The 22,844-nt window shown below is 73.0% G+C and carries 21 protein-coding genes; 2 read left to right on the forward strand and 19 right to left on the reverse strand.

Features of this window, described 5'->3' with window-relative positions; translation table 11 throughout:
* Positions 1 to 2: 2 nt before the first annotated feature.
* From ACIGO6_RS36230 to ACIGO6_RS36265, 8 genes are read right to left on the reverse strand one after another with little or no spacing between them, the layout of a single operon-like run.
* On the reverse strand, positions 3 to 1,091 hold the full coding sequence (locus tag ACIGO6_RS36230; protein ID WP_399884052.1) for an acyl-CoA dehydrogenase family protein: 1,089 nt from the start codon (positions 1,089 to 1,091) through the stop codon (positions 3 to 5).
* Positions 1,088 to 2,251: an acyl-CoA dehydrogenase family protein gene (locus tag ACIGO6_RS36235; RefSeq protein WP_399884054.1), complete on the reverse strand. Its 1,164-nt coding sequence runs from the start codon at positions 2,249 to 2,251 to the stop codon at positions 1,088 to 1,090. The genes ACIGO6_RS36230 and ACIGO6_RS36235 overlap by 4 nt, the downstream gene beginning before the upstream one ends.
* Positions 2,248 to 5,523 carry an amino acid adenylation domain-containing protein gene (locus tag ACIGO6_RS36240; RefSeq protein WP_399884056.1) on the reverse strand — a complete coding sequence of 1,092 codons (3,276 nt, stop codon included), beginning with the start codon at positions 5,521 to 5,523 and terminating at the stop codon, positions 2,248 to 2,250. The genes ACIGO6_RS36235 and ACIGO6_RS36240 overlap by 4 nt, the downstream gene beginning before the upstream one ends.
* Before the next feature lies 1 nt (position 5,524).
* Entirely contained in the window at positions 5,525 to 6,364 is an 840-nt protein-coding gene (locus ACIGO6_RS36245) for a [LysW]-aminoadipate kinase (RefSeq protein WP_399884058.1), read from the reverse strand.
* 9 nt (positions 6,365 to 6,373) lie between these two features.
* Positions 6,374 to 7,396 carry an N-acetyl-gamma-glutamyl-phosphate reductase gene (argC, locus tag ACIGO6_RS36250; protein ID WP_399884060.1) on the reverse strand — a complete coding sequence of 341 codons (1,023 nt, stop codon included), beginning with the start codon at positions 7,394 to 7,396 and terminating at the stop codon, positions 6,374 to 6,376.
* The gene (gene lysW / locus ACIGO6_RS36255; RefSeq protein WP_395571195.1) at positions 7,393 to 7,560 is read right to left on the reverse strand and encodes a lysine biosynthesis protein LysW; all 168 of its coding nucleotides are present in this window, start codon (positions 7,558 to 7,560) and stop codon (positions 7,393 to 7,395) included. The genes argC and lysW overlap by 4 nt, the downstream gene beginning before the upstream one ends.
* 3 nt (positions 7,561 to 7,563) lie before the next feature.
* Entirely contained in the window at positions 7,564 to 8,643 is a 1,080-nt protein-coding gene (locus tag ACIGO6_RS36260; RefSeq protein ID WP_399884062.1) for a BtrH N-terminal domain-containing protein, read from the reverse strand.
* Complete coding sequence (locus ACIGO6_RS36265; protein WP_399884064.1) at positions 8,633 to 9,208, reverse strand: hypothetical protein; 576 nt, start codon at positions 9,206 to 9,208, stop codon at positions 8,633 to 8,635. Before ACIGO6_RS36265 ends, ACIGO6_RS36260 begins: the two co-directional genes overlap by 11 nt.
* A 66-nt stretch (positions 9,209 to 9,274) precedes the next feature.
* On the opposite strand from ACIGO6_RS36265, the gene ACIGO6_RS36270 reads away from it, so the two are divergent.
* Positions 9,275 to 10,048 (forward strand): GNAT family N-acetyltransferase, encoded by a 774-nt coding sequence (locus tag ACIGO6_RS36270; RefSeq protein ID WP_399884066.1) that lies wholly within the window; start codon positions 9,275 to 9,277, stop codon positions 10,046 to 10,048.
* Positions 10,049 to 10,053: 5 nt separating this feature from the next.
* On the opposite strand, the gene ACIGO6_RS36275 is transcribed toward ACIGO6_RS36270, so the two are convergent.
* The 11 genes from ACIGO6_RS36275 to ACIGO6_RS36325 form a co-directional block, all read right to left on the reverse strand.
* Entirely contained in the window at positions 10,054 to 11,046 is a 993-nt protein-coding gene (locus ACIGO6_RS36275; RefSeq protein WP_399884068.1) for a transketolase family protein, read from the reverse strand.
* Positions 11,043 to 11,894, reverse strand: a complete 852-nt coding sequence (locus tag ACIGO6_RS36280; protein WP_399884070.1) for a transketolase — start codon at positions 11,892 to 11,894, stop codon at positions 11,043 to 11,045. The genes ACIGO6_RS36275 and ACIGO6_RS36280 overlap by 4 nt, the downstream gene beginning before the upstream one ends.
* A complete protein-coding gene (locus tag ACIGO6_RS36285; RefSeq protein ID WP_399884072.1) occupies positions 11,891 to 13,198 on the reverse strand; it encodes a DegT/DnrJ/EryC1/StrS family aminotransferase in 1,308 nt (435 codons plus the stop codon). Before ACIGO6_RS36285 ends, ACIGO6_RS36280 begins: the two co-directional genes overlap by 4 nt.
* On the reverse strand, positions 13,195 to 13,530 hold the full coding sequence (locus tag ACIGO6_RS36290; RefSeq protein ID WP_399884074.1) for a hypothetical protein: 336 nt from the start codon (positions 13,528 to 13,530) through the stop codon (positions 13,195 to 13,197). Before ACIGO6_RS36290 ends, ACIGO6_RS36285 begins: the two co-directional genes overlap by 4 nt.
* Positions 13,527 to 14,408, reverse strand: a complete 882-nt coding sequence (locus tag ACIGO6_RS36295; RefSeq protein WP_399884076.1) for a RimK family alpha-L-glutamate ligase — start codon at positions 14,406 to 14,408, stop codon at positions 13,527 to 13,529. The genes ACIGO6_RS36290 and ACIGO6_RS36295 overlap by 4 nt, the downstream gene beginning before the upstream one ends.
* Positions 14,335 to 15,507, reverse strand: coding sequence for a M20/M25/M40 family metallo-hydrolase (locus ACIGO6_RS36300; protein WP_399884078.1), 1,173 nt, complete (start codon positions 15,505 to 15,507; stop codon positions 14,335 to 14,337). Before ACIGO6_RS36300 ends, ACIGO6_RS36295 begins: the two co-directional genes overlap by 74 nt.
* Positions 15,504 to 16,247, reverse strand: a complete 744-nt coding sequence (locus ACIGO6_RS36305) for a 2OG-Fe dioxygenase family protein (protein ID WP_399884080.1) — start codon at positions 16,245 to 16,247, stop codon at positions 15,504 to 15,506. The genes ACIGO6_RS36300 and ACIGO6_RS36305 overlap by 4 nt, the downstream gene beginning before the upstream one ends.
* A 234-nt stretch (positions 16,248 to 16,481) precedes the next feature.
* A complete protein-coding gene (locus tag ACIGO6_RS36310; RefSeq protein WP_399884092.1) occupies positions 16,482 to 19,247 on the reverse strand; it encodes a LuxR C-terminal-related transcriptional regulator in 2,766 nt (921 codons plus the stop codon).
* 272 nt (positions 19,248 to 19,519) lie between these two features.
* Positions 19,520 to 19,723, reverse strand: coding sequence for an MbtH family protein (locus ACIGO6_RS36315; RefSeq protein WP_399884082.1), 204 nt, complete (start codon positions 19,721 to 19,723; stop codon positions 19,520 to 19,522).
* Between the two features lie 232 nt (positions 19,724 to 19,955).
* Positions 19,956 to 20,348, reverse strand: a complete 393-nt coding sequence (locus ACIGO6_RS36320; protein ID WP_399884084.1) for a VOC family protein — start codon at positions 20,346 to 20,348, stop codon at positions 19,956 to 19,958.
* Positions 20,349 to 20,447: 99 nt separating this feature from the next.
* Positions 20,448 to 21,311, reverse strand: a complete 864-nt coding sequence (locus ACIGO6_RS36325; protein WP_399884086.1) for an ACT domain-containing protein — start codon at positions 21,309 to 21,311, stop codon at positions 20,448 to 20,450.
* A 495-nt stretch (positions 21,312 to 21,806) separates the two neighbouring features.
* Here ACIGO6_RS36325 and ACIGO6_RS36330 point away from each other — a divergent pair.
* On the forward strand, positions 21,807 to 22,844 hold a 1,038-nt coding region (locus ACIGO6_RS36330), incomplete at its 3' end, for a hypothetical protein (RefSeq protein WP_399884088.1).

Consider the following 22,844-nt stretch of genomic DNA (forward strand, 5'->3'; position numbering starts at 1 on the left):
GGTCACTCCGGATTCGGGGCGTACGCCGCGGCGAGCAGCCGGGCCGCTTCCAGGCGCAGCCGGGTGGGGCTGCCGAGCCGTACGGCGTCGACGGCGGCGCACCGGTAGAACACGGACACGTCCTGTTCCTCGGTGAGTCCGGCGGCGCCGTGCAGGTGCACCGCCTCCGCCGTGGCCTCGCGGGCCAGGTCGGCGGCGAGGAACAGGGCCTGGGCCGCGGTCTGGCGGATGTCCGCGCCGTCGTCCGCCTCGACGGCCACCGCGCGCACCAGGCTGTCGACGGCCGTGGTCTCGGCGGCCAGCGCCGCGAGCCGGAAGGCGGGGGCCTGCTGCTTGGCCAGCGGCCGGTCGAAGGCGGACCGCGTCCGCAGCCGCTCGACGGTGAGTTCGAGCGCGCCCCTGGTCAGACCCGTCAGGTGGGCGGCCTGCTGGAGCCGTCCGCGGGCCAGGGCGGCCTCGTAGTGCGGCCCCGGCGGGAGCATTCCGCCGGGGACGGCCGCCGCGTCGTCGAGGTCGACCCGGTAGAGGTCGCCGCGGCCGATGTCGTCCTGGCGGCGGTGGCGTACGCCGGTCGCGCCGGACGCCACGAGCGCGTGACCCTCCTCGCCGACGACCAGCAGGTGGTCCACGTCGGCGGCGAAGGCGACGAGGCGCCGGACGCCGCTGACCAGGCCGCGTGCCGGGTCGATCGCCAGGGGCACGGGCGTGCCGGGCTCGTCGGCCGCGTGCTCCCGCACGGCGAGGGCGCAGGTGAGGTCGCCGGACGCGATCGGCCCGAGGAGGGCGTCGTGGCGGCCGTCGGCGGCCAGCACGTCGGCCGTGATCATGGTGTCCAGGTACGGGCTGCCGTAAGCCGCGGGGCCCATGAGCGCGGCCGTGCGGACCCGGCGTGCCATGGCGTCCGGCGGCCCGCCGAGCCGGGGCGGCAAGGCGGGCAGCAGACCGTCCAGTTCGGCGAGGGTGGACCACACGCCGCGGCGGACCTCGGTGTCCTCCTCGTCCGGCGGCACGGGTCCCGCGCCCTTGGCGCGGGCGCCGAGGCGGCGCAGTACCGGGTTGAGTTCCTCGTGGAAGAGTTCGGCGACGTTCACAGCAGACCCAGTCCGTTGGTCGCGATGAGGTAGAGCATGATCTCGGAGGTGCCCGACGCCAGCCGGTGGGCGGGGCCGAGGCGGTAGTTCGCCTCCAGCAGGCCCCCGTCGGGTGCCTCGCCGTCCCAGGCGGACAGCACACCGCCGGCGCCCTCGATCTCCATGCCGGCGTTCAGTACGGGGCGGATCTGCTCGCTCGCGTACCACTTCGACATGGCCGACGTGACCGGGTCGGGGCGGTCGGCGGCGAGGTTGCGGACGGTCTCCCAGGCGAGGGAGCGGGCGGCCCGCAGTCTGGCGTCGAGTTCGACCAGGCGCAGGCAGTAGGCGGGGTCGGAGAGCCGGCCGGTCTCCGCGGCCCGGCGGACGACGAGGTCGAGGAGGCGCCGTGCCTTGCCGTGGAAGTCGATGCCCGTGCGTTCGAGCTGGAGGAGTTCGTCGAGCTGCCACCAGCCCTCGTCGACGGTGCCGACGACATCGGCGGCGGTGAGGCGCACCCCGTCGACGACCACCAGGTTGAACCGGTCGTTCTGGATGCTGGGCACCGGCTCGATGTGCACGCCGGGCGACTTCACCGGGAGCAGGAAGAGCGTGATGCCGTGCATGCCGACCGCGCCCTCGGTGGTGCGGGCGGCGACGAGGGAGAAGTCGGCGAACTGGGTCTTCATGTTGTAGACCTTGGTGCCGTACAGCCGCCAGCCGTCGCCGTCCCGCTCGGCCCGGGTGCGCAGGGCGGCCAGGTCGGAGCCCGCCTCGGGCTCGGTGAACAGCACGGAGGCGGTCCGTTCGCCGCGGGCGAGGGCGGGCAGGTGGCGGCGTTTCTGCTCCTCGCTGCCCGCCTTGAGCAGGAACATGCCGACGATGTCGATGCTCAGGACGTGGACGTCGTCGGGCACTCCGGCGAGCGTCATCTCCTCGGTGACCACGGCCGCCTCGGTGGCGCCGAGACCGAGACCGCCGTAGGCGACGGGCCAGTTCGGGGCGAGCCAGCCGCGTTCGCCGAGCATGCGATAGAGATCCAGCCGGGCGGGCTCCTCGTCGGGGCGGTGACCGGCGACGGCGGCGAGGGTGCGCCGGGCCTCGGGGCCGCGGAGGAAGCGGCGCACCTCCTCGCGGAAGGTGTCCCGGTCGAGGGCGGCCGGCGGCGCGGTGCTCGTCACGGGGTCTCCTCCAGCTGGGCGAGCATGGCGGACAGTTCGTCGTCGGACGCGTCGTCCAGCTCGCTGGACTCGACGAGTCCGGCGAGTTCGGCGAGGGTGGAGCGGACGAACAGCTCCCGCAGCTCGATCTCGACGCCGAACGCCGCGCGGATCCGGGAGGCGAGCTGGGTCACCTTGAGCGAGTTGCCGCCGACCGTGAAGAAGCTGTCGTGCACGTCGAACTCCAGCGCCTCCCCGAGCAGTTCCCGCCAGATCTCGGCGAGCATCCGCTCGGTCCGGGTGCGGGGCGGCACGGCCGTGCGCACGGCGGACGTGCCGGGCTCGGGCAGGCGCTTGCGGTCCAGCTTCCCGCTGCTCGCGCGGGGCAGTTCCGCCAGCTCCACGAAGACGGCGGGGACCAGATGGGCGGGCAGCCGGCCGGACAGGTGCCGGCGCAGTTCCTCGGTGGTGATCTGCGCTCCGGCGGTGGCCGTCACGTAGCACACCAGCCGGGCGTCGGCGCCGCTCCCCGACGCGGTCACCACGGCCTCGTCGACGGAGTCGTGGCTCTGCACGGCGTGCTCCACCTCGCCCGGCTCGACGCGCAGGCCCCGGATCTTGATCTGGTCGTCGGCGCGCCCGAGGAAGACGAGGTTGCCGTCGGCGCGCCGGACCACGAGGTCGCCGGTGCGGTACAACCTGCTCCCGGGGGCGCCGAAGGGGTCGGGCACGAAGCGCTCGGCGGTCAGGGCGGGCTGGTGGGCGTAGCCGCGGGCGACGCCGGCGCCGCCGATGAGGAGTTCTCCGGGGATGCCGTCCGGCACCGGGTTGCCGTACCGGTCCAGGACGTGGGCCGTGTAGTTCGCCATCGGCGTGCCGATGGGCGGCATGGCGGTGTAGGTGCCGTCGGGGCAGAGGTAGTCGACGCAGGCCACGGTGGCCTCGGTGGGTCCGTACCCGTTGTGGAAGGCGCGCCCGGGGGTGTTCCACCGGTTGACGAGTTCGCCCGGGAAGGCCTCGAGTCCCACGAACAGGGCGCGCAGGTCGGGGAAGGTGTCCGCGTCGAGCAGTCCGAGGACGGCGGGCGGCAGGTCGGTGACCGTGACCTTCTCGGTTCGCATCAGCTCGCCCAGCAGCGCCGGGTCCAGCAGGGTCGTCGTGGGTGCCTGCACGAGCCGGGCTCCGGAGCACAGGCTGCTGAAGAAGTCGAACAGGCTGACGTCGTAGGCGGGGTTGGCGAACTGCAGCACCCGGTCGCCGGGGCCCAGCGCGAACATGTCGATGCTCGCCCTGGTGAAGTTCACGATGGCGCGGTGCTGGACCTGGACGCCCTTGGGCCTGCCGGTGGAGCCGGAGGTGAAGATCAGGTAGGCGAGGTTGTCCGGGTGCACCTCGACGTTCGGGCGGACGGCGGGGAGTTCGGCCAGGCCGGGGTCGTCCACGCGGACGGCGGTGACGCCGGCCGGCAGGAGGGCGGCCCGTTCCGAGGTCGTGACGACGGTGGTGCAGCGCGCCTCGGTCAGGACGCTCTCCCAGCGGGCGGCCGGGTGGTCGGGGTCGAGCGGGAGGTAGGCGCCGCCGGCCTTCTGGATGCCGAGGAAGGCCGGCGGCAGTTCCGGGCCCCGGTCGAGCAGGACGGCGACGACCGTCTCGGGGCGGGTCCCGGCCTCGCGCAGGGCCCGGGCCAGCCGGTTGGCGTCGTGGTCGAGTTCGCGGTAGGTCCGGTGGCGGCCCCGGAAGGAGGTGGCGACGGCGTCGGGCGACCGGTCCACGACCGACTCGAACAGGTGGTGCAGGCAGCCGTCCGGTGCGGGAGCGGCGCCGGGGACGGCCGCGGTCAGCCGTTCGCGCTCCGGCTCGGTGAGCATCGGCAGCCGGCTCAGTGTCAGGCCGGGATCGTCGGCCACCGCGGTGAGGATCCGCTCGTAGTGCCCGAAGAGCCGCTCCACGCGGTCGGCGTCGTAGAGGTCGGTGGAGTACTCCGCCCACAGGCGCAGGCCCTCCGGGACCTCGGTGAGCTGGACCGCGAGGTCGAAACGCGCCGTCTCGCCCTCCACGGGGTGCGCGGCGATCTCGACGCCGGCGATGCTCGCCGACTCCACGCCCGCGTGCTGGAGCGTGAAGGACGTCTGGAACAGCGGGTTGCGGCTCGGGTCGCGTTCGGGGCGCAGCTCGTCGACGAGCCGGCCGAACGGCAGCTCCTGGTGGAAGTGGGCCCCGAGGACCGTGTCGTTGGCCCGCGCGAGGAGTTCGCGGAAGGTCGGGTCGCCGGCCGTGGAGCAACGCAGCACCACGGTGTTGGCGAAGAAGCCCACCAGTGGCTCGATCTCCGGGCGCTCACGGCCCGAGAACACCGATCCGAGCACGATGTCGTCCTGGCCCGTGTACCGGTCGCACAGGGCCATGAAGGCGGAGAGCACCACCGTGAGCAGGGTGACCCGCTCGGCGCGGGCGAGCCGGTTGAGGGCGGCGCCCAGCTCCGGGGGCAGCAGCCGGTCGACGGTGGCGCCGGCGCCGCTGGGCACGGGAGGGCGCGGCCGGTCCGTCGGCAGGTCGAGGGAGGGCAGGCCGGCGAGCCGGTCCTTCCAGTACGCCAGGTGCTCGTCGAGCGTGGCGCCGGTCATCCGGCCGCGCTGCCAGACGGCGTAGTCCGCGTACTGGACGGGCAGTTCGGGCAACGCCGCCGGGGTGCCGGAGCGCTCCGCCTCGTAGAGGGCGAACAGCTCGCCGACGACGACGGGCAGGGACCAGCCGTCGCTGGCGATGTGGTGCAGGGCCAGGACGAGGACGTGGACGCGCTCCCCGGTGCGCACGAGGTGGGCACGGAGCACCGGGCCCTTCTCCAGGTCGAACGGTTCCTGGACCAGGCCGAGGAGGAAGTCCGTGACCTCCTGCTCGGCGGCGCCGACGAGGTCCGTCCGCCCGAACGGCACGGGGGTGCCGGGCTCCGCGATGTCCTGGTAGGGCACACCGTCGCGCAGGGGGTAGCGGGTGCGCAGGATCTCGTGCCGGTCGGCCAGCGCGTTCAGTGCCCTGTCCAGGGCCCCGTCGTCGAGGTCGGCCCGGAGCGTGAGGACGATGGGGGCGTTGTAGACGGCCTTGCCGGGGTCCAGCCGGTCGAGGAACCAGAGCCGCTGCTGGGTGAAGGACAGGGGCAGTTCGCGGTCGCGGGGCACCGGGACCACGCACTCGCCGGTGCCCCGGACCCCCGCGCGCTGGCGGGCACGCAGGGCGAGCAGGTTCTTGCGGGTCTCCGCGAGGCTCCTGCCGCCGTTGTGGGCCGGATCGGACATGTCACAGACTCCTGAGCGTAGCGGTGGACGTGACCGTGGTGCCGGCTCCGTCGAGGGCGGCGCTCACCGGGGCGGCGACGCGGCCGTCGGCGATCACCACCGTGCCGGTCCCGGCGTCCAGCGCCTTGCGGGCGGCCTGCAGTTTGGCGGTCATCCCGCCGTGCACCGCCGCCTCGGTGACCGGATCGTCCGACAGGTCGATCGCCCGGACCAGGGAGCCCTCGTCCGCGGGATCGCGCAGTACGCCGGGCGCGGAGGTCAGCAGGACGAGCCGTACCGGCCGGGTGCGGGCCAGCGCACCGGCGAGGGCCGCGGCGAGCCGGTCGGCGTCCACGTTGACCGGCCCTTCGGCGCCGAGGGCGGGCGGGGAGACGACGGGCAGGCAGCCCGCCTCCAGCAGGGCGAGCAGCAGCGCGGCGTCGGTCTCGCGGATCCGGCCGCTGTGGTCGTCGCGCACGACGACCGTGCGTCCGTCGAGGACGGCGCGGTGGGCGGCACTGCGCTCGGCCCGCACCAGTGCCGCGTCCATCCCGGTGAGCCCGACCGGGCGGGCGCCGTGCCGGGCCAGCGCGGCCACCAGGGCGGGCTTGACCTTGCCGGCGAGCGTCATCAGCAGCAGTTCGAGGGTGGCGGGGTCCGTGTACCGGCTGGAGGAACCGCTCGGCGTGGTGAGCCGGCGCTGCGGTACACCGAGCCGTTCGGCGAGCCGGTCGACCTCGGCGGCCCCGCCGTGCACCAGGACCGTGCGGCCGGCCGGCAGGCCCGCCAGGTCGCGGCAGATACCCTCGTGGGCGTCGGTGAGTCCGCCGCCGCACTTGACCACCGTGATCTCGTCACTCATGGAACCACCTCACGCGGGGTGCAGTCCGGGGAAGTCGAGCCCGAGCGTCTCGTCCCAGCCCATCCGGATGTTCAGGCACTGGACGGCGTTCCCGGCACCGCCCTTGACCAGGTTGTCGAGTGCGCCGACGAGGAGCAGCTGACCGTCGGCGGGGTCGAGGGCGAAGCCGACGTCGCAGTGGTTGGAGCCGACCAGGATCTTCGGCTCCGGCAGCCGGTAGTTGCCGCGCCTGTAGGTGACGACGCGGACGAACGGCTCCGCCGCGTAGGCGGTGCGGTAGGCGGCCCGTAGCTCGGCCTCGGTGAGGTCACGGCTCGCGGTGGCCCGGCACAGCACCTGGACGCCGCGCACGGCGTCGACGCCGGTGGCGGTCATCCGTACGTCCAGGCCCGTCGCCTGGGAGATCTCGGCCTGGTGGCGGTGGTTGAGCGGGGCGAACACCCGCAGTACGCCGCTGCGTTCGGCGTGCAGGTTCATCTCGCCGGCCGAGGCGCCCGAGCCGCTGGAGCCGACCCGGCCGTCGACGGTGACCCGCGGTTCCAGCAGCCCGGCGTCGGCCAGCGGTCGCAGCGCCAGGATCGCCGCGGTCGCCATGCAGCCGGGCACGCTGACGGAGTCGGCGGTGCGCAGGGCGGCCCGGTCGGTCTCCGGCAGTCCGCGCACCGCCGTCGCGAGCAGCTCCGGCGCGGGATGCTCGCCGTAGAACTCCCGGTACCGGGCGGGGTCGGTGAGGCGCAGGTCGGGGCTGAGGTCGTAGACGTGCTTGGCGCGGGAGACCAGGTCGCGGCGCCTCTCCGCGTCGGTGCCCATCGAGCCGGTCAGGAACAGCACGTCGCACTCGGGCAGCCGGTCCGGCGCGAGGTACGTCAGACCGACCCGGCCCCGCAGGTTCGGGTGGCTGCCGTCCACGCGCCGGCCTGCCAGCCGGGTCGAGGTGACCGCCGTGACGCCCACCTCCGGGTGTCCGGAGAGGATCCGGAGCAGTTCGCCTCCGATGTAGCCGGCGCCGCCGACGACCCCGACACTGATCACTCGCCCCAGTCCTCCTCGACCTCCGGCGCCACTGCGACGAGCAGCGGTTCGAGGGAAATGACTTCGAGTTCTCCCGCGCAGTCACCGCATTCGACGATCTCGTTGAGTTCGGGTTTCTCCGTGAATTCCACGGTGGCGACGCATTCAGGGCAGGCCACGTTCATCTCTTACCTCCACCCATGGGCACGCATTCCATGCCCAGAGGCTGTCGAAAGCGGCGGCTCGTGGACAGTAGGGGAAACACCTGACAGGTGCGCGGCCATGGCGTGGACCGCGTTCTCGTGGGCCGCGACGAGCCGGGCCGAGCGGCGTCGCAGACCGGTCAGGGCACCGGCCCGGTCCGGGCGCGCGGTGGCGACGGCGATCCGCAGCGCCGACCAGTGGTGCGCGACGGTGTCGACCAGCCGGGACAGCTCCAGCAGACGGCTGTCGCCGAAGCGCCGCCCGGCGCGTTCGAGGTACGCGGCGTGCAGGCCGGTCACCGCGAGGACCGGTCCGGCCACGATGAACACCTCGTCCACGACCTCCTCGGTGTCCGGCAGCCGCTCCCAGGCGCCGGCGAGGAAACCGCGCAGCCCGGCCAGCCCGGACGTCGCGGCGTCGTCCGGCTCGGTCAGGCCGCGCAGGTTGGCGGCGACGGCCCGGCGGACGAAGTCCGGGGCGAACGCGGGCAGCTCGGCCGGGTGGTCGACCCGCAGCCAGCGGTTGCCGATGGGGTTGGCCGTGAAGAACAGGTCGCGGTCGTGCCGCACGGGGTTCCCGGAGTCGCGGGCGGCGGTGAACGCGTCCAGCGCGATCGTGCCCTGGAAGGCCGGCGGCACCGGGTCGGTGACGAGGACCTCCGCCCGTTCTTCGTCGAACCCGTGGACCACGAGCAGATGGTTGGTGTGCACGTCCCGGTACGCGGGCCGGAACGGCAGGTGGAAGTTGTCGGCGGCCACGGCGACGGGGCGCCCCGCGATCAGCTCGGCCCGCACCTGCCGCCAGCCCTGCTCGGCGTCGGCCGGGGTGTGCCAGCGCGATGTGATCCCGTGATAGGGCGCCAGACCACTGAACAGCGAGTCGGCGAAGCCCGGCAGGTAGTACTCCTCGCGTCGCAGGTCGCCCGGGTAGTGGAACCCCCAGGCGGCGCCGAGGATCTCCACGGGCTCCGCTCCGCGCTGGGCGAGGAGCACCCCGGCGGTGGTGTGCAGGCAGTGGCCCAGTTCGTGCCGCCACGGGCGGATCCCGTCCAGCTCAACCCGCACGGCGCACCTCCGGGTCGGACACCGCGGTGAGCGCGAAGACGTGCATCGCCGGGTTGTCGGGCAGCCGCAGGGCGACCAGTTCGCCGGGCACGGTGACGGGGACGCGCTGCTGCCAGATGGCGGGCCGGTGCCCGTGCTGGGTGTGCCGGGGGTAGCGCAGGCCCTGCGCGCGGAACGCCTCGGGTTCGCCGAACCGGGCCTTCGTATCCGGCCAGAAGTCCGACATCCGCAGCCACGCGGCGCGCCGTGTGCCGTCGGCGTAGTGCAGCTCCACGTCGTCCTCGGTGCGCCGTTCGGCCGCGCCGAGCAGGTAGAGCCAGTCGTAGCGGCCCGGCGGCAGGGTGACGAACTGGCCGCGGCAACGGATGTTGTCCCCGTTGCCGCCGACCCGCGCCGGGAACTCGAATTCCACTCCGGCGACCGTCACCGAGGAACCCGGGGCGGGCAGGTCCTCGGCGGGAAAGGTATTGCGCCAGATGTTGAATCCATAGGCATCGCCGGCGCCGGATCCTGCGATACCGAGATTGTCACAGACTGCCGATACATCAACGACGGTGCTTATCATTCGGGAATGCACGTGAACCTCATAAGTTCCGTTCCGGAAAATCTGGCCGATGCGGTGTCCCGGCTCGTGAGGGCGGCCTATCGCACGGGGGACCTGGTGCCGGGCCTGCCGGCCGCCGACGGGTCCCGGGCCGGTTCCGGTGAGCTCCTCGACGACGTGGCCGCCGGGCAGTTGCTCTGGGTCGCCGAGGACGGGGGCCGGGTGGTGGGGACGGTGCGGGCCGTGCGCCCGTCCCCGCGGGTGTGGGAGGTGCGCAGACTCGCGGTCGCCCCGGCCTGCCGGCACTCCGGGGCCGCCCGCGCGCTGCTGCGCCGTCTGGAGGCCGAGGCACGGGCGCGGGGTGTGCGCCGGGTGGTGCTCGACGCGGTGGTGGAGCGGGGCAATCCGCCGTTCTACGCCCACGTCGGGTACCGCGCCGTGCGGCACTTCCCGGCCGGTGACAAACCGCTGTCCGAGGTGCACATGGAACGTGACCCGCGTGAGGAGCCGGCCCTGGTCCCGCACGCCGCCGCGCCGGCCGGCCCCGGGCTGCTGGTCGAGTGGCGGGCGGCGCCCGGCGGCACCGTCTGCCGCCCCCGCCTGCTGTCGGGCGTCGCCGCCGTGCGCACGTCGGGCTGGGTGCTGGGAGCCGACCACTGGCCCGCCGCCGGCGCGGCCGAACTGGGCCTGGTGCGCGGCACGTTGCTGAAGGAGGGACGGGCCGCAGGGGACGGGGAGGTGTTCTTCGACCGGCCCGCGTCCCGCATCGACGCCTTCCGGCTGCCCCGCGCGGCCCATCCCGAACTGCTGGCCTGGTGGCGCGGACCGACGGTGCGCCACCAGGCCCCTACCGGGGGCTGACGGGGTCACCCGCGGCGCCGGACGATGTCGTGCGCCGCCGCCGCGATCCGCTCGGGGCTCACTCCCGCGTGCTCCAGCAGGCTCCGCTCGTCGGCGACGAAGTCCAGGTAGCCGTCCGGGACCCCGATCCGGCGCACCGGACACGGGTGGTCCTCGGCGACCGCCTCGCACACGGCGGCCCCCAGCCCGCCGACCCGCACATGGTCCTCCACGGTGACCAGGCCCCGCGTCCGACGTGCCGCGCGTCCCAGCGCCGCCACGTCCAGCGGCTTGACGGTGTGCATGTTCAGCACCCGTGCCTCGCACCCCTGACGGGCCAGCAACTCGGCGGCTTCCAGGGCCATCACCACGGGGTACGGGCCGGTGGCGACCAGGGTGACGTCGTCCCCGTCCCGCAGCAGACGGGCCTCGCCGAGCCGGAAGCCGTTCGGCTCCGCGGTGACCAGCGGGGTGCGCGCCCGGCCGAGCCGGAGGAACAGCGGGCCCGGCAGGGCGGCCGTGGCGCGGACGGCGGCCTCGGTCTCGGCCGCGTCGCACGGGACGACGACGGTCATGTGGGGCAGCGGCCGGATCAGCGCGATGTCCTCGAGCGCGTGGTGCGTGGGACCGTAGTGCCCGGCGGACACCCCCGCGTGGGTCACCACGATGCGGACGGGCAGGTTGTTGCCCGCCACGTCGATCTTCACCTGCTCGGCCGCCCTGCTCGCGGCGAAGCCGGAGATGGTGTTGGCGTAGGGCAGCAGCCCGGAGTGGGCCAGACCCGCGGACACGCCCATGAGGTTGGCCTCGGCGATGCCCACGTTGACGTACTGGTCGGGCAGTTCCCTCCCGAAGCCGTCCTCCAGTCCGCCCATGTCGGAGTCGACGCAGAAGATCCGCGGATCGGCACGGGCCAGTTCGAGCAGGGTGCGCCGGTAGACCTCCCGGGTGGGGACGGCGTAATGCTCGGCCGCGTCCGGCGGGGTCGGCGCGGGTGCGTCGGTGATCACTTCGCTCATGGCTGCCTGCCTGCCCTCAGACCCGCCCTCGCTCGCTGGTACAGCCGCGGAGTGAGCTGGACGGAGTGGCTCTTCTTCTTTCCTTCGAACAGGGCGACACCGCGCCCCTTGACCGTGCGGGCGATGACCACGGTGGGACGGCCGTCCGCGGCGGGCGGCGCCGCGAAGACGGCGCGCAGCGCCGTGTGGTCGTGCCCGTCCACCTCGACGGCGTGCCAGCCGAAGCTGCGCCACCGTTCGGCGAGCGGCTCCAGTGCGACGCAGTCCTCCGTGCCACCGGTGATCTGCAGGCCGTTGCGGTCCACGATCGCGACCAGGTTGCCCAGCCGGTACTGGGCGGCCAGCATCGCCGCCTCCCACACCGAGCCCTCCTGCAGTTCTCCGTCGCCGAGCAGCACGTAGGCGCGGCTGTCGCGACCGAGCCGGCGCATCGCCAGGGCGACACCGGTGCCGAGCGACAGCCCGTGGCCGAGCGATCCGGTGGGGAACTCCACTCCGGGCAGCCGGCCCAGGGGGTGGCCCGCCAGACGGCTGCCCTGCCGGGTGTACGTCTCCAGCTCCGCGGGGTCGAGGAAACCGGTCTCGGCGAGCACGGCGTACAGCGCCGGCGCGGCGTGTCCCTTGCTGAGCACGAACCGGTCCCGGTCCGGCCAGTCGGGCTCGTCGGGCCGCAGTCGCAGCACCTCGGTGTACAGGTGCACGAGGACGTCCGTGCAGGAGAGGCTGCCGCCGATGTGCGCCCCGTGTTCGCAGGCCCCCATGCGCAGCACCTGTTCACGCACCCGGTAGGCGGTGTCGGCCGCCGTCCGATCCTTCGCGGCGGTGCTCGGGTCCGTCCCGGCGCTCATCGGGCGGCTCCGCTCGTCACCCGGTGCCACGGCGGCCGGTGGTCCATCGCGGCGGCCACGGGGTCCAGGTCGTCCAGTCGGTCCCACACCTTCTCGAAGGCCCGCGCGACGAGGTCGAGGACCGGTCCGCAGCGGGGGTTGAGGTGCCAGCGCTGAAGGGTGAGCGAGTCGTCGATCACGGCGAGGCTGACCTCGTAGGCGTCGATCGGGACGTCCAGGCCGCGGAAGGCGGGCTGCCCCGGCAGCGGCACCACCTGGTAGGGCTGCACCGGTACTCCCTCGGCGCGCAGCGCCCGCTGCACGGTCGCCCGGAACGCGCCGGCCGGCAGGCCGGGCCGGCCGGCGGCGACGGGGTCGAAGCGCAGTCGCAGGATGTGCCACGCGTGGGTGCGGTCGTCGGGGCAGGTGGGCACCGTCACTCCGGGCAGCCGGTCGAGCCTCGCCAGGAAACTCCGCACCACCCGGTCGCGGGCGACGGAGTCGTCGTCGAGGCGTTCGAGCTGGCAGCGGGTGAAGGCGGCCTGGACCGCGCTCATCTTCTCGTTGCCGGCCGGTACCCGGGAGAGGTAGTCGCGTTCCCGGCCGGACCGCAGGTCCTCGCCGAACTGGCGGTGGAGCACGACCCGTTCGTACAGCGTCTCGTCGTCGGTGGTGACCAGGCCGCCCTCGCCGCAGGTGGGCAGGTTCTTGACGACGTTGAGGCTCACGGCGTTGATGTCGCCGAGCGATCCGGTCCGCCGGCCGCGGTAGGTGGCGCCCTGGGCCTGGGCCGCGTCCTCGATCAGGTGCAGCCCGTGCTGCTCGGCCAGGGCGCGCAGCGCGGCCATGTCGCAGGGCAGTCCGTGCAGGTGCACGGCGATGACCGCTCTGGTCCGGCCGGTCACGGCCTTCTCCGCCGCGACGGGGTCGATGGTGTAGGTGACCGGGTCGATGTCGACGAAGACGGGTACGAGGCCGCGCTGGAGAACGGGCACGGCGCTGCCGATGAACGTCAGCGCGGGCACCAGGACCTCCGCGCCGGGCTCGATGTCCAGCGCGGCCAGGGAGAGTTCGAGGGCCGCGGTGCCGTTGGCGACCGCGGCGCAGTGCGCGGTGCCGACGTAGCGGGCCCAGTCCCGCTGCAGCGCGCTGACCTCGCCGCGGCCGGCGTCGTTGGAGGTGAACAGGCCTCCGTCCAGGACACCGCGCAGCGCCTCGTGCTCCCGGCCCGTCACCACGGGCCAGCCGATCAGTTCCCTGGTGGCGTCGTGTTTGCCGACCACGCGGTCGCCACCGAACATGGCCAGTCTGCCGGCATCGGTCATGCCCCCGCCCTCCGTTCCTCGGTGCTGTGCCGCGAGACGACCGCGGTCATCGACCGGACGGTGAGGTCCGGGGCGGCCGGCAGCCGCACGGCCCGCAGGGCGTCCCTGCGCGGCACCGGCAGCCAGACGGGGCCGGTGCCGCCGTCCGGGACGACGAAGTGCTCCGGGTCGACGCCGTGCGCGTAGTGCAGCCACGCCGTGCCGACCGTCTCGGGGCGGTCCGGGGCCCCGACCTCGATGCGCAGCCAGTCGTACCGTCCCAGGGGCACTTCCAGGAGCTGCCCGGCGCACGGCAGCGGGGCGGCGACCGGGACGGGCACGAGCCGGTTCACCGGCCGTCCTCCGGCTCGAGCCGGCTCATGACGTAGTCGACGTAGGCGCCGACCAGGTCGACGTCGAGCACCTCGATCGCCCCGTGGAACTCCGGGGTGTGGTTGACCTCGTTGACGTGCAGGCGGCCGTCGCGGTCCTCGATCACGTCCACGCCGAGGACGCCCTCGCCGATCGCGTCGGCCGTGGACCGCAGCACCTTGACCAGGTCGTCGGCGAGCGGGCAGACCTCGGCGCGGCCCCCGCGGGCGGTGTTGGTGCGCCAGTGGTCATGCCGGACCTTGTAGATGGCGCCGACGACTTCGCCGCCGAACACGTAGGCCTTGATGTCCCGGTCGGGTTTGTCCACGTACTGCTGCACGAAGGTGATCTGGTGCTGCGGTCCGGACAGTGCCGCCCGGTGTTCGAGCAGGGCCTCCGCCTGCTCGTGGTCGTGCATCCGCGCGGCCAGCCGTCCCCAGGAGCCGGTGAGCGGCTTGACGACCGCCGGGTAGCCGAAGCCGTCCAGCTCGTCGAGGACGGCGTCCGGGGTCAGCCCGGCCAGGGCGGGGATCGTGGGCAGTCCGCCGTCGCGCAGGGCGAGGGTGGTGAGAAGCTTGTCGCCGCACAGCCCGATGATCCGGGAGCTGTTGACGACGGGAACACCGGCGTGTTCGAGGAGCCGGCAGGCGTAGAGGTTCCTGGTGTGGGAGATCTCCCTGCTGAGCGCGCCGCTGTAGGGCAGCCGCAGCGGCTGCCCGTTGTCGAGCCGCACGACGAACCTCCGAGCGTCGACCTGTTCGAAGTCGATGTCGCGGCGGCGGAGTTCAGCGAGGAGCAGCCGCTCCTCCAGGCGCACTCTCGATGTGAGGACGGCCAGCTTCTTGGCTTGTGCGGTCATGCTCTGACGCTCCCTTTCCCATGCGCGCGGCATCCTTGTGAGCCCCGGCAGAGCGCAGCGAGTCGACGAGCCGGGGCAGCGCGTCGGTCAGCACGTCGACAGCGGCCAAGTACTCGGGGATCTCGATGTGTTCGTCGTCGCTGTGGCAGAGCCGGGAATTGCCCGGGCCGTAGGCGGCCGTCGGCACCTGCCAGTGCCGGGCGACCACGTTCCAGTCGGAGGTGCCGAGTTTGAGTTTGGACACGGGCCGTCGCCCCCGACGGGACAGGGCCGTACCCAGCGCCCGCACCACGGGGTTCGACCGGGAGGCCCGTACGGCGGGCGCCTCCTCGATCACCGTGACCCGGCTGTCCGGCACCGCAGCGAGCCAGGACGCCAGAGCGTCGGCGTCGAAGCCGAGCGGGGTCCGGCAGGAGACCTCGACGGTGGCCCGCTCCAGGTCGGCGGTCATCCCCACGAGGGTGGGCAGCGTGCGCTCGAACAGGGGCGCTTCCGCGTCGTCGGGGGCGAGTGCGGCGCGCAGCGACTGCCAGAAGGCGAAGGCCGTTTCGGCCGCGGTCGGCTGGTCGGAGCTGGTGTGGGCGGGGGGCCGGGTGAAGTCCGACCGGAACCGGAAGACGCCCTTGTAGCCGATGCCGATGGAGTGGGCACCGCTGGGTTCGCCGATCAGGAGGGCGTCGGGGGCGGGCCGGTGCAGGAGGTGCCGTGCGCCGTGCGAGGTGGCCTCCTCGCCGACGGCGCCGATGACGACCAGGCGTCCGGGGACGCGGTCGGCCAGCCGGGCCGCGGCACAGATCATGGCGGCCAGGGGGCCCTTGGCGTCGACGGAGCCCCGGCCCGTGAGCACCTCGCCGTCCCGGCGCACCGGAAGGGTGCCGGGGACGGTGTCCATGTGCCCGAGCATCATCACCTCGGGCCCGTCCGGGTCGCCGACGGCTCCGTGGACGTTGCCGACGGCGTCGACGTACGTGTCGAAGCCGGCGGCCGCCATCCGCTCGGTGAGCAGGGCGGCCAGTTCCGCCTCCTGCCCGGAGAAGGACGGGACGGCCACCATGGAGCGCAGCAGCTCGGTCTCGTCGACGCCGGCCGGGCGGGTCACGCGTCGCTGCCGAAGGGGTTGATGTCGACCAGCAGCATGTCGCGCACCGCCCGTTCGCCCACCGCGCAGGTCGGCGACACCTCGTGGGTGACGAGCCGGTCGTCGACGAAGAGGGAGTCCATCTGCTCGGTGAGGGTCAGCCGCACCGCCTCGCCGCCGTCCGGGTACACCGTCGACTCGCCGCCCACGCAGCCTTCCCGGCGGATCAGGTGCATGCCGATGTAGCAGTGCCCGTCGCGGTGCCGGCCCTCGGGGGTCGGCAGGCCCTCCTCGCCGGCGTGGGCGATCATCCGGATCTGGTGGATGCCCACCTCCCAGCTCCGCCCGCCGGTGATGGTGTGGGCCAGGCCGGTGTCGAAGCCGACCAGGGCGGTCATCGCCGGGTGCAGCAGCGCCTCCTCGCCGGCCGGTGCGAAGGAGCGGTCCGCACCCTTCCACAGGGGGATGCCGTCCTGCCGGAAGGTGGTGTGGGGCAGGACCTCGAACTCGGTCCCGTCGTCGTGGATCTCGACGCGCAGCCGGCCGTAGCGGCGCTGCCGGTACCGTCCGCCGTCGTGCAGGGTCGTGTCGAGCGGAAGGTCGGCCCAGAACCGGGCGAACTCGGTGAGCTCGCCCTGTGCGAGCAGCGGGCGCACCTGCGCGGCCGGCAGCACGGTGAAGCCGTCCCGGACCGTTTCCTCGGCGAGCCCTTTCATCCGGTCCTCCATGAAGTCGCTCGCGGCCACGCCGACGGCCCCCATAGATCCCTCCGCTGGATCGAAACCTGTGTGATACCGGGCCCGTTGCGGGTCGTGACGGCCCTCAGAGTCTGCGTCCAGCCTGTCACCGCCGAGGCCGCCCGACCTGTCGGTCATTACCCTGACTGTCCGCGGGAGTGGAGCGCGAACACCGCGCCGGCGCCGTGGAGCGCCCGCGGGCGGGCACGACTGTGGCGGACGCCGGAAAGGGACCGGCATCCGCCACGGGGGGGTCGGTCAGCGGACGGCGGCGGTCCGCCGAGGGCGGGCGATCACCGAGGAACGGCCGACCATGCTCGCGATCTCGGCGCGCGAGGAGACGTTCAGCTTGGTGAAGATGCGGCCGAGATGGGTCTCCACGGTCTTGTGGCTGACGTCGAGCTGGCGGGCGATCTGCCGGTTGGTGCGGCCCTGGCTGACCAGCCGCGCTATCTCGAACTCCCGCTGGCTGAGCACGAACTGTTCCTCCGGGGCACCGGCGCCCGCCGCGGTGGCGGCCTCCAGCTCGGCCCGCAGTTCCCGCACCCACACCGCCAGGTCGCGCATGCAGCTGCCCGCGACCACCGCCTCCGCGGCGTCGAGGTGCTTCTCGGCCCCGGCGGGTACGCCGAGTGCCAGCAGGGCCCGGGACGCCAGCAGGTGCCCGGTGCCGACCTCCAGCACCTGGTCGCCGGCGGTGCCGGCGTTGATGGCCTCCAGCGCGTGAGCCAGTGCCTCGGCGGGGTCGTCGGCGACCCTGGCCCGGGCCGTGGCGACGACTCCGGCGCTGCCCGGCAGGTCCACGGCCTCGGCCGCGGCCTGCAGCCGGGCCACGTAGGAGCGGGCCCGATCCCGGTGGCCGAGGGAAAGTTCGGAGCGGCCCAGCAGGTCGTAGGCGCGAGCGTGGCACCACATCGGAAGCTCAGGGAGCGCCGGTCCGCCCCCGGCGTCGAGCACGGCGGCCAGGCAGCCGGCGGGCTCGCCGTGGGCCAGCAGCGCCGCGGCCTGCGCCAGCCGGGCGTGGCGCCAGGTGGGGCTGTCCGGGGTGACCGCCTCGCAGGCGGCACGGCTGTCGGCGAGCGAACTGAGCACCGCGCCCTCCGCCAGCGCCGTCTGCGCGCGCAGCGTGAGGGCCATGGCGAGCGCGTCCTCGCAGCCCGGGCTCCGGGCCAGTTGGATCGCCTGCTCGGCGTGGCTCCGGGCGCTCTCCAGCCGCCGCTGTCGCAGGTGGACGGTACCGAGCCCGACGAGCAGCGGGATCGTCGACTGCCACTGGCCGTAGGCCTTGCTGAGCGCGACGCCGCGGGAGAAGTGCTGTAAGGCCGGGGCGAGGTGTTCGAGGTGCAGTTCGGCGAAGCCGAGTTGCCACACGGCGTCGAGACCGCGGGCGAGCTGGTCGTCGGTCTGCCGGTCGATGAGCTGGGCGGCCTCGTCGGCGCTGCGCCCGGCGGTCACCGAGGCTCCCTTGGCCAGTGCGGCGGAGGCGTGGATGGCGAGGGCGAGCGACTGCAGCATCTGGTCGCCGCTGCCCACGGCCCCGAGCAGCGCGTCCTCGGACCACTCCCAGCCCGTGTCCCAGACGCTGGTGGCCGCGAGGGCGAGCCGCAGCCGGGTGTCGCCCTCCGGGGTGCCGCTGCGGCTGAGCGCGCGGTGCAGCAGGGCGCGTGCCTCGGTGTACCGGCCGGCGTACTGGGCGAGGACGGCCCTGCACTCGATCGCCACGGCGGCGTCGGCACCGGCGTCCGCGTCGGCACCGGCCTCGACCAGCGCGTCGCGCCGGCGCAGCGCTTCCCAACCGTCGCCGAGGCGTCCGGTCAGCACGGCACCGCGGGCCACTGCGGAGAGCAGGGCGCGCCGACGTTCCCGGTGCTCGGAGCCGTCGCCGGTGAGCCGCAGTGCCGTGCGGTACCAGGCGGCCGCGGTGTCCGGGTCGCTCAGCTCGATGGCCCGGGCGGCGGCGGTCAGGGCCGCGCAGTGCTCCGGCCCTTCGCCGCCGACCCGCTCCACGTGCTCGGCGATGCGGACGGCGGGCTGATTGCGGCTGCGCAGCGCGTCGATGGCCCGGGTGTGCGCACCGAGCCGCCAGCCGTCCGGCGTGGTGCGGAAGACGACGCCGCGCACGACGGGGTGACGGAAGACGAAGCGGGCGGGCACGGAGTCCGGCCGGATCAGGTCCCGGGCCAGCAGTTCGTCGAGGGCGACCAGCACGGTCGGGTGGTCCATCTCGGCGACGAGGGAGGTCACTTCGAGTTCGAAGGTGTCGCCCACGACCGCGGCGGCCTGGGCGACGAGCCGGGCGGTGTCGGAGACCCGGTCGAGGTCCATCAGCACGGGGGCGGCGCGCTCGACGGGGATCTCGGCGTCGGTCCGGAGCAGGGATTCCCCGCGGCACCCAGCGCCCCGGCAGAGCGACATCAGGAGGTGCAGGTAGCGCGGATTGCCGCCGCTCTCCTGGTGCAGCGTCATCTGGTGTCGTCCGCACAGATGATCCGGGAACAGTTCCTCGGCCGCCTCGCGGCCCAGTCCGGTGAGCGGGAGTTCGTCGACGTCCCACTGCGCCTGTGCGCCCCCGAGTGCGGCGAGCAGTCGGTTGGCGACGCCCCGGGGCCGGTACGCCAGCACCAGGGTGATGTCGGTGCGTGGCGAGTGGCGAAGCAGTTGCTCCAGGGCGATGTTGATCCGGTGCGTGGCGTCCTGCAGATCGTCGACCAGCAGCATCAGGCCGCCGGGGCCGACGAGTTCACGCAGCGGCGGAAGCGAGGTCAGGCAGTCGAAGGGGCCCTGCTGCCGTTCGGCCGCGGTGCAGGCCACCACGGTGGCGTCCGGGATCTCCGTGGCGAGGTCCAGGAATTCTGTCAGCAGGCGGGTCTTCCCCACTCCCGCCTCTCCCGGAATTCTGATGAGTCCGGGCCGGTCCCGCCGACTTCTGAGAGCTCCCGCAAGGGTGGCCAGTTCTTCCTGCCGTCCGGTGAGCCTCTGCGACTTGCGATCCGCTAACCGGCGGGACTCGACCCTCAATTGCACTGATGCGAGAGTCGCGTCACTCGATCGGTGGCCGTTCTGAAGAAGCTCAGTGAAGCGCGTGTCGGACAAAGCCGATCCCCCGTTACCGATGATTGCGTCGGTTTTTCTACTTCTGATCGCGCAGTTGTTGAATTACGCACGCACATGAGCCGGCCCCGTCCCTCCGGGGAACGATCGGCGGAATGTGCGGAACAGACAGGGAAAATGGGCAGGAAGCCGCGATCTCCTTCGCGGGGCCGCGGCTCGCCCCTGGTCGACCGTCGGCCGGCCGTCTACTCAGCCATCGCGTTGCGCAGGCTCAGCGGGCGCATGTCGGTCCAGACCTCTTCCACATGGGCCAGGCATTCCTGCTTCGTGCCCCTCACGCCGACCTCGCGCCAGCCGTCGGGAATCTCACGGCCCGTGGGCCAGATGGAATACTGCTCCTCGCCGTTGACCACCACGGTGTACGTGATCTCACCGTCGTTCTCTGTCACGACATTCTCCCCGTTCGACGATTTTCCAGCCGTGTATTGCGACAGTCGCGCACCGGGTGAACGATTCACCTGCGCGGACATCACCCTCAGGGCGGACCTGTCGGCCGCCGGTGACACCGTCTTAGATCCTGAGATCGCGAGCACCCGTTGTCAACATCACCTACGGAAAAGGCAGTTCAGGCCATTGTCACGACAATGATCGAACGGCGACGCGGTATCGCCCAACGCGGCGCTATGAGGACATTGGGGGCAGCCCGGAGCGTTCCGGTTCGGACAGCAGGACGCAGAACTCATTGCCCTCGGGGTCGGCGAGCACGACCCACCCCCAGCCGTTCGGCTTCCGCTGGTCGTCCACCAGGGAGGCGCCCAGTGCCAGCAGTCGATCGACCTCCGCCTCGCGCGAGGTGTCGGGGCGCAGGCACAGGTGCATCCGATTCTTGCCCGCCTTCGGTTCGGGCACCTCGTTGAAGTGGAGCGCCAGACCGTTCGCCAGCTTGATCTCCGCCTCGGGGTCGCCCGGTTCGTCCTCGGCGTCCAGAGGGCGGCCGGTCACCTCGCTCCAGAACTGGGCCAGTCGGTATGCGTTCGCACAGTCCAACGTCATATTCGTCACCGAAGCCACCATGCGAGCGATCATTGCCGAACCCGGCGGTAACCGCTACCGGAAGGGCCGAATTGGCGTGAAGTCGCAGGTGAGAGCGGTGACTTCACGCCGGACCGGAGCTCAGGGCACCGTGTCGAGAATCTGGTGCCCCGCGCCACGCAGGGCGGCGTACGCCCGTTGCCCGAGCGATCGGGGCACCAGCACCAGGTCCGCGTGGTAGGTGGAGGCGACGAAGACCGGCACGGCGGCCCCCGCCAGGGGCGTGATCACCGCGGCCAGCAGTCCCGGGACGTCCAGCCCGTGGCCGGCGTCGGCGTCGTACAGCCCGGTCCACCGCTCCTCCTCGGGTGTCGCCGGGCCCGCCTCCCGGATGACGGTAAGCCCGTCCGGGGCCCGCACCAGGGCGTGCCAGTTCCCGTCACGGGGCTCCCGGGGGTCCGCGCGGTGCTCCAGCACGAAGTCGGGTCCCAGGATCCTGAGCCGGAGGGCGGGCTCCGTTCCGGGTACGCCTGCGGGGCCCGTGCCGCCGTCCGGCGGGTTCGTGCCGAGGTCGAGCAGCGCATAGGGCGTGCCGGGCGACGGCACGAACCCGAGCCGCGCCAGGAGGGCCGCGCCGGCGCCGGCGGCCGCCTCGCAGCGGACCAGACGCCGGCCTCCGCCCCGCGCCACGGAGAGGAACCTTTCGCACAGCGCGGCCGCCACACCTCGCCGGCGCGCCCGCGGGGCAACGGCGACGTGGTGCAGGTGTGCCGTGCGCCGGTCGGTCTGGGAGAGGGAACCGATGAGGAAGCCGACGAGTGCGCCGTCGGCGTCCTCGGCCGTACAGCAGGTCGCGAGGAAGTCCTCGAAGAGGAGCCGCGACCGGACCGGGTGCGCACCGGCGCCGGGCGGCCCCGAGCACCAGGCGTCAAGCGCCCGGACCACCCGCGAGTGGTCCGCGGCGCGCGCGGGACGGACGGCCGGGGCGGGAAACTCTGTGGTCACCGGCGTACGGTCCCATGCCGGGCACCGCCCGGACAGTCGGGGACTTCCCTGGCAGGACCGGACCTCGACGGAGCCGACGGAGCCGACGGAGCCGACGGAGCCGACGGAGCCGGCATGGCCTGCGAGACGTGCGGCCTGCCGGCGGCGAGCAGGATCCGGTTCCGTCGGCTGAAGCCCGACCCGCTGAGTCCGAGGGTAGCCGCAGGTCGGCTCGGCCCGCTGGGCACCGTTCCAGGCCCTCTCCGGCCGGCAACACTCCCGACCAGGCTCGGGCGTGCCCAGGGTGCCCGCAACGCGGTCGGCGGCCGGACGCCAGGGCGAGCTGCGCGGCCGGTTCCACGACGGCCCCGCCGGGGCCGTGGGCATGGCTTGGCCGGTGGACGCGGCGAAAGCGTCCTCCACGCTGACGGTTAATCAACATTGCGTTCGCACAGGTGTTTTGGGAGCCTCTGTTCGACTCGAGTGTCGAGAAGAACAACGGAGGACTCCCCCCACATGCTGAGAAGTCGAATACGTCGTGCCTGGCTCACCGCCGCCGCGGCGGCAGCGATCGCGTTCACCGGCCTTTCGGTGCCCGGTCACGCCGACGACCTCCCGCCGGACGTGCCGGGCTCCTGGATCCAGGAGCCCCGTGCGGCCGAGGGGACGCCCACGCCGAGTCTGGCCCGCGACTGGACCAGTCCCGGCGGAGAGGCATCGCCCGGCGACTTCACGCTGTCGCCCGGCGCGATGAACGCCGAGACCACGCGGCGGGTGACCCGCCTCGACTCGGTGCTGCCCAAGATGGGCGTGCAGAACCTGCTGGCCGGCGCGAACCGCGACGCCCAGCCGTGGTGCTCGCGTGACCCGTTCGGCACCGCGCCGGACCCCGATCTCAAGTACTGCCTGGAGAACGACGACTCCGTCTCGCGCGAATGGGTCCCGCAGGGCTTCAGCGGCGTCTCCGACGCGAAGGACAACGAGCTGTGGGGCGATGCCGGGAACATCCAGCTGTTCGCCTCGTACGACGGCTGGGACCCGGGCCGTGAGGACGACCCGAACCCGGGCGGCGACTGCACCGCCGGCGAACTGGAGGACAACGACGCCTGCAACCAGAAGGGCGTCCGGGTCACCTTCGTGCAGAGCCGCACGAATCCGGCCACCGGCAGCCCCGAGGTCAAGTACCGGCACGTCCTGCTGGGCTGGACGTACGTGAACTCGGCCGACCACATCTCCTTCGACGGGCTGCACGCCTCCGAGTACCCGATCCAGAAGGGCGTCCACGCAGGTGGCATCGTCTGGTACGGCAACTACCTCTACGTCGCGGACACCCGCAACGGCCTGCGCGTCTTCGACATGCGCTACATCATGGACCTGAACCCGGACGGCGACGCGAGCACGAACGACGCGATGGGGGCCGACACCGACGGCGTGAAGACCACCGCCGACGTCCAGGACAAGACGAAGGTCGGCCGGCACAACAACGTCTGGTACAGCTTCGGTTACCGCTACGTCATGCCGCAGGTCGCCGCGTGGAAGTTCAAGGCCACCCAG

It is taken from the genome of Streptomyces sp. NPDC053750 (assembly GCF_044544295.1).
In the GTDB taxonomy this organism is placed as follows: Bacteria; Actinomycetota; Actinomycetes; order Streptomycetales; family Streptomycetaceae; genus Streptomyces.

Bases quoted from the DNA above. Each gene is read 5' to 3' on its own strand.
- ACIGO6_RS36240 (WP_399884056.1), bottom strand. From the start codon at position 5,523: ATGTCCGATCCGGCCCACAACGGCGGCAGGAGCCTCGCGGAGACCCGC.
- ACIGO6_RS36245 (WP_399884058.1), bottom strand. From the start codon at position 6,364: ATGAGTGACGAGATCACGGTGGTCAAGTGCGGCGGCGGACTCACCGAC.
- lysW (WP_395571195.1), bottom strand. From the start codon at position 7,560: ATGAACGTGGCCTGCCCTGAATGCGTCGCCACCGTGGAATTCACGGAG.
- ACIGO6_RS36265 (WP_399884064.1), bottom strand. From the start codon at position 9,208: ATGATAAGCACCGTCGTTGATGTATCGGCAGTCTGTGACAATCTCGGT.
- ACIGO6_RS36275 (WP_399884068.1), bottom strand. From the start codon at position 11,046: ATGAGCGAAGTGATCACCGACGCACCCGCGCCGACCCCGCCGGACGCG.
- ACIGO6_RS36280 (WP_399884070.1), bottom strand. From the start codon at position 11,894: ATGAGCGCCGGGACGGACCCGAGCACCGCCGCGAAGGATCGGACGGCG.
- ACIGO6_RS36285 (WP_399884072.1), bottom strand. From the start codon at position 13,198: ATGACCGATGCCGGCAGACTGGCCATGTTCGGTGGCGACCGCGTGGTC.
- ACIGO6_RS36295 (WP_399884076.1), bottom strand. From the start codon at position 14,408: ATGACCGCACAAGCCAAGAAGCTGGCCGTCCTCACATCGAGAGTGCGC.
- ACIGO6_RS36305 (WP_399884080.1), bottom strand. From the start codon at position 16,247: ATGGGGGCCGTCGGCGTGGCCGCGAGCGACTTCATGGAGGACCGGATG.
- ACIGO6_RS36320 (WP_399884084.1), bottom strand. From the start codon at position 20,348: ATGGTGGCTTCGGTGACGAATATGACGTTGGACTGTGCGAACGCATAC.